The organism is Sphingomonas sp. (genome assembly GCF_039595165.1).
In the GTDB taxonomy this organism is placed as follows: domain Bacteria; phylum Pseudomonadota; class Alphaproteobacteria; order Sphingomonadales; family Sphingomonadaceae; genus Sphingomonas.
Window position 1 is genome coordinate 1 of sequence record NZ_JBCNMA010000187.1, and the last position, 4705, is coordinate 4705.

Here is a 4705-nt window from a genome sequence, read left to right on the forward strand (position 1 = left end):
GAGGCGCTTCTCCATCTTGGCGCCGATCCCGGCGATGTCGCGCAGCGGGACCGGGAACAGGCGGTGCGGGAGCTGCTCCTGGGTCAGCACGGTGAGCCCGTCGGGCTTCTGCATGTCGCTGGCGAGCTTGGCGAGCAGGCGGTTGGGGGCGATGCCGACCGACGAAGTGAGGCAGATGCCGACATTGGCGCGGATGCCATCCTTGATGCGGTGGGCGAGCGCGATCGCGGCGTCGGGATCGTTCTCGTTGTCGAGCAGGCGGCAGGCGACCTCGTCGATCGAGCAGACATGGGTGACCGGGATGTGCTTCCAGACCTCGTCGACGATCGCATTGTGGAACTCGACATATTTCTCGTGCTGGCCCGGCGCGATGAGCAGGTCGCGGCACAGGCGCTTGGCTTCCCATACCGGGGTGCCGGTGCGGATGCCGTATTTCTTGGCCTCGACCGAGGCGGCGATGGCGACGGTGGTGTCGCTGTTGACCGGCGCGACGATCACCGGCTTGCCGCGCAGCTCGGGGTTCAGCTGCTGCTCGACCGCGGCGAAGAAGCTGTTGAGGTCGAGATACAGCCAGCGCAGCGGCCGCGGAGGCAGGTCGAGGAGAGGCGCCGTCGCCATGGCGGAACAATAGTCGAACGGGGCAAAGGAGTCACGCGGCGCATGGGCTATCCCAATCCGCTAAGTTTACACGAGGTTGACACCCACGGCGTGCTGTCGGGCGCGCGGCCGGGTCCGCGGAACGTCCCAAACGTCACACCTCCACGCGCGCGGCGGGGCAAGGGTTTCGGTTGTCAAACAGCCCGCCGAGTCTAACCGAACCGGCGCGCTGTAGGAAAATGGTTTCAGGCGACCGCAGCATAGCCCGGCCGCCGGATCGCGCGGACCTTGCCGGTCTTGCCGCCGCCGGCGAAGAAGCGGCCGGCGCCGTCGGATTCGAGGCCCGAGATACCGGTGCCCGCAGGCATGTCGAGCCGCTCCAGCACCGCGCCGCTCGCCGGATCGATGCGGCGCAGGTCGCTGGCATCGTCCTGCCAGGTGGCGTGCCACAGCTCACCCTCGACCCAGGTGACCCCGGTGACGAAGCGGTCGGACTTGATCGTGCGCAGGACCTTGCCGGTCTCCGGATCGATCTGGTGGATGCTGGCGGCGCGATATTCGCCGACCCAGAGCGAGCCCTCGGCCCAGGTGAGGCCGGAGTCGCCGCCATTGCCCGGGGCGGGGATGGTCGCGAGCACCGCGCCGGTCTGCGGATCGACCTTGCGGATCACCGCCTCGGCGATCTGGTAGAGGTGCGTGCCGTCGAACGCGGTGCCGGCATCGGCGGGCACGTCGACCCCGCCGGTGACCTCGCCGCTGTCGGGGTCGAGCGCCTCGATGCGCTCGCCGGTGGCGAACCACACGCGCTCGCCGTCGAAGCTGACGCCGGCGACGTCGCCGGTGGGGAAGGGGCCGTATTCGCGGAGGATCTCGGCGGCTGCGTGCTTCATGATGCTGCTCCTGTGGGGGCGGCGTCCGGAGTCAGTTCCGGCGGCAGTTTCTCGAAAGGGGTGAGTGCGGGGTCGATGCGGTCCCAGGCGTGGCCGGCGGCGGTCCAGTAGATCACCTGCGGCCGGTAGCGCGACGGATCGTCGAGGCTGGCCGCGCTGGTGATGAACACGTCGGGCAGGTCGGGCAGCGCGATGAACATCGGCGACCCGCAGGTGGGGCAGAAGCCGCGCCGCTTGCGCGTGCCGTTCTCGCCGACGCTTTCCCACCAGGCGGGTTCGCCGCTGACCGTCACCGTCGCGCCGGCGAAGGTGAGGTGCGCGCCATGGCCGCTGCCGCTCTCGCGCTGGCATTGGCGGCACTGGCAGAGGTTCATCGTCACCGGTTCCTCGGCGATCGCGTAGCGGATCGCGCCGCAGGCGCAGCCGCCGGTATAGGGTTCGGTCATGTCGTCGCTCCTTGATCGTGGAGCCAAGTTATCCGCCCGGCAGGACGGCCGGGAGTAACAAGCTTGTCGGGAAACCCACGGTCTGCCGCGCCATCCAGCGGCGCGCGCGGCCGGCTCCGAGGGCGTCGGCCCTGCCGGCTCCGGCGAGCGCCTCGAGCGCGCGCTGGACCGTGCGCGGGCTGACGTCGAGCGCCAAGGCGAGCGCGGAGCTCGACCAGGCCTCGCCGTCGGCGAGCAGCGCGAGGACATCGGCATGCGCGTCCTCCTGAGGGGGGAGGAGCAGTGCCACCGCGCGGCCGGCGCGGGGCTTGAGGATGAAGCCGTCCTCGGTCGCGCTGATCTCGGCGAGCGGGTCGAGCTCCGCGCGCAACCGGCCGATCTCGACGCGCAGGCGGGCGCGATGCGACTCGTCGGCTTCGCGGGCGCGGAACGCGTGTCGGAGCAGGGCGAGGCGCGTGACGTCTTGCGGCCAGGCCTCGGCGAGGGTGCGGGCGAGGGCGAACAGCACCGGCCGGCTGGCGAGCGGGACGAGAGTCTCGCCCGCCCGGATCACCGTGCGGCAGGCGTCGACGACGAGCGTGTTGCCGGCGAGCAGCGCCTCGACCTCGGCGAGGGCGAGCAGCCGCGTGCCGTCGCGGGTGACGAGCCGGGCGGCGGGGGAATCGAATGCACGTATCGCCTGCGCGACCTCGGCGGCGAGCGCGGGGATGCCGGCCTGGCGGGCGGCGCCGGCCGCCCGGTCGAGCGCGGCGCGGGCGGGCGCGGCCTCGATTCGGCGCATCGCGATGCCCGCGGCGACCAGCCAGGCGCCGGCGCGGGAGGCCGGGGGCAGCGCGGCGGGATCGAGCGCTTCGAGAATCCGCGCGGCGTCGTCGAGCCGGCCGATCAGCAGCAGGCGCCGCGCCTCGAGATAGCCGGCATGCGCGGCATTGGCGCGGTCGTCATGCGCGGCGAGGGCGGCGCGCGCGGCGTCGAGCCCGCGCATCGGCTCGCCGAGGTCGCGCGAGACGAGGGCGATCTCGGCCTCGGCGACGATGCAGCGGGCGCGGGCGGCCGGCTCGCGATTGCCGAAGGCGCGGGCGGCGCGGCGCAGCAGCGCGCGCGCGCGGGTGAGGTCGCCGAGCTGCGCCATGGCGATGCCGCGCAGCGCGAGCGCGGCGGGGTCGTCGCGCAATGCGACGCGATCGAGCGCGGCGAGGGGATTGCCGGCGGCGAGCGCGCGGGCGGCGGCGTTGATCAGCGAGTCCATCTGGACCGTCGTGACGAGCTGGAGGGGCGATGAGGGGGCGATCCTCCCCCGCCAGGGGGAGGTGGCAGCCGAAGGCCGACGGAGGGGGAGGGCGCGGTGTACCCGATGGTGCGCCGCCGTCCTTTCCCTCCGTCGCGCGTTGCGCGCCACCTCCCCCTGGCGGGGAAGGATTCGTCGCTCCCAAATCGCGTCACACTTGTAACTCTCACCCGCGCGCCGCCCGTCCCTAGGTTCCATGGACCAACGACGACGGAGCATGGCGATGTCCGCAACGGCAAACAAGGCGGCCGGAAAGACGGCCTGGCTGGCGCTCGCGGCGTCGCCGGTGTTCGCGGCGATGGCGCTGGTCTCCGCCGCCGACGCGCCGCCGCTCGCTTTGTGTGCGGCGGGGGCCACGCTGCTGCCGGTCGACGGCATGACCGCGATGTACCTGCTGATGAGCCTGTTCCACCTGCCGCCCTGGCTCAAGCTTGCCGGGCGCGGCTGACGATCAACGAGGAGAAGAGCAATGCAACATGAAATCGTATCGCGCGAGGAATGGATGGCCGCGCGCAAGGCGCTGTTCGAGAAGGAGCGCGCGATGACCCACGCGCTCGACGAGCTGCGCGCCGAGCGGCGCGGGCTGCCCTGGGTGCGGGTCGAGAAGGACTATGTGTTCGCGGGGCCGGACGGCCCGCTGACGCTGGGCGACCTGTTCGGCGAACGCAGCCAGCTCGCCGTCTATCACTTCATGCTGGCGCCGGGGTCGGAGCATCTTTGCCCGGGCTGCTCCTACACGATGGACCATACCGACGCGGCGCGGCAGCATTTCGAGCATGCCGACCTGGCCTTCGCCGCGGTCTCCCGCGCGCCGGTCGCGCAGATCGAGGCCGTCAAGGAACGGATGGGCTGGGCGTTCCCGTGGGTGTCGTCGGACGAGGGCGACTTCAACTACGACTTCTGCGTCTCGTTCAGGCAGGCCGACCGTGAGGCCGGCCGGGCGCTCTACAATTACGGGCTGACCACGATCCAGCGCAGCTCGGACATGTTCGGCGTGAGCGTGTTCGCGAAGAACGACGCGGGCGAGATCTTCCACAGCTATTCGACCTATCATCGCGGCACCGAGCTGCTGATGGGCGCGATGAACTGGCTCGACCTGACCCCCAAGGGCCGCAACGAGGCCGGCGGCACGATGAGCTGGGTGCGGCTTCACGACGAGTATTGAGCGCGTGCTCATTGATCCTCCCCCGCGGGGGGTGTCAGCCGCAGGCTGAGGGAGGGGGAGGAAGCGACGACAGGCGTTGGGCGTCCTCCCCCTCCGTCACGCTTCGCGTGCCACCTCCCCCTGGCGGGGGAGGATTTGGGTTAAGCCTCCGCCACTTCGGCGCGTAGCGTGCGGGCGGCGGCGACCATGGCGTCGATCGCTGGGCGCACTTCCTCCCATTTGCGGGTCTTGAGGCCGCAATCGGGGTTCACCCATAGCTGCGACGGGCTGAGATGCTGCTGGGCGAGCCGCATCAGCGCGACCATCTCCTCCTCGCCCG

Annotated in this window: 6 protein-coding genes and 1 pseudogene; 2 read left to right on the plus strand and 5 right to left on the minus strand. The window is 71.2% G+C overall.

Going from position 1 to position 4705, the window contains the following annotated elements; translation table 11 throughout:
- The 4 genes and pseudogenes from ABDV68_RS18375 to ABDV68_RS18390 all read right to left on the minus strand — a co-directional run.
- Positions 1-618 (minus strand): annotated as a pseudogene (locus ABDV68_RS18375) (type VI secretion protein ImpB); the annotation flags it as partial.
- A 224-nt stretch (positions 619-842) separates the two neighbouring features.
- Positions 843-1487, minus strand: coding sequence for a glutamine cyclotransferase (locus ABDV68_RS18380; protein ID WP_343521544.1), 645 nt, complete (start codon positions 1485-1487; stop codon positions 843-845).
- On the minus strand, positions 1484-1933 hold the full coding sequence (locus tag ABDV68_RS18385; protein WP_343521545.1) for a GFA family protein: 450 nt from the start codon (positions 1931-1933) through the stop codon (positions 1484-1486). Before ABDV68_RS18385 ends, ABDV68_RS18380 begins: the two co-directional genes overlap by 4 nt.
- A 28-nt stretch (positions 1934-1961) precedes the next feature.
- The gene (locus ABDV68_RS18390; RefSeq protein ID WP_343521546.1) at positions 1962-3182 is read right to left on the minus strand and encodes a helix-turn-helix domain-containing protein; all 1221 of its coding nucleotides are present in this window, start codon (positions 3180-3182) and stop codon (positions 1962-1964) included.
- A gap of 262 nt (positions 3183-3444) precedes the next feature.
- Between ABDV68_RS18390 and ABDV68_RS18395 the strand changes: the two genes are divergently transcribed.
- Positions 3445-3669: a hypothetical protein gene (locus ABDV68_RS18395; RefSeq protein WP_343521547.1), complete on the plus strand. Its 225-nt coding sequence runs from the start codon at positions 3445-3447 to the stop codon at positions 3667-3669.
- Between the two features lie 21 nt (positions 3670-3690).
- Positions 3691-4386, plus strand: coding sequence for a thioredoxin family protein (locus ABDV68_RS18400; RefSeq protein WP_343521548.1), 696 nt, complete (start codon positions 3691-3693; stop codon positions 4384-4386).
- A 140-nt stretch (positions 4387-4526) separates the two neighbouring features.
- Here the strand turns inward: ABDV68_RS18400 and ABDV68_RS18405 are convergent, their stop codons facing one another.
- Complete coding sequence (locus tag ABDV68_RS18405) at positions 4527-4691, minus strand: hypothetical protein (protein ID WP_343521549.1); 165 nt, start codon at positions 4689-4691, stop codon at positions 4527-4529.
- Positions 4692-4705: the final 14 nt, after the last annotated feature.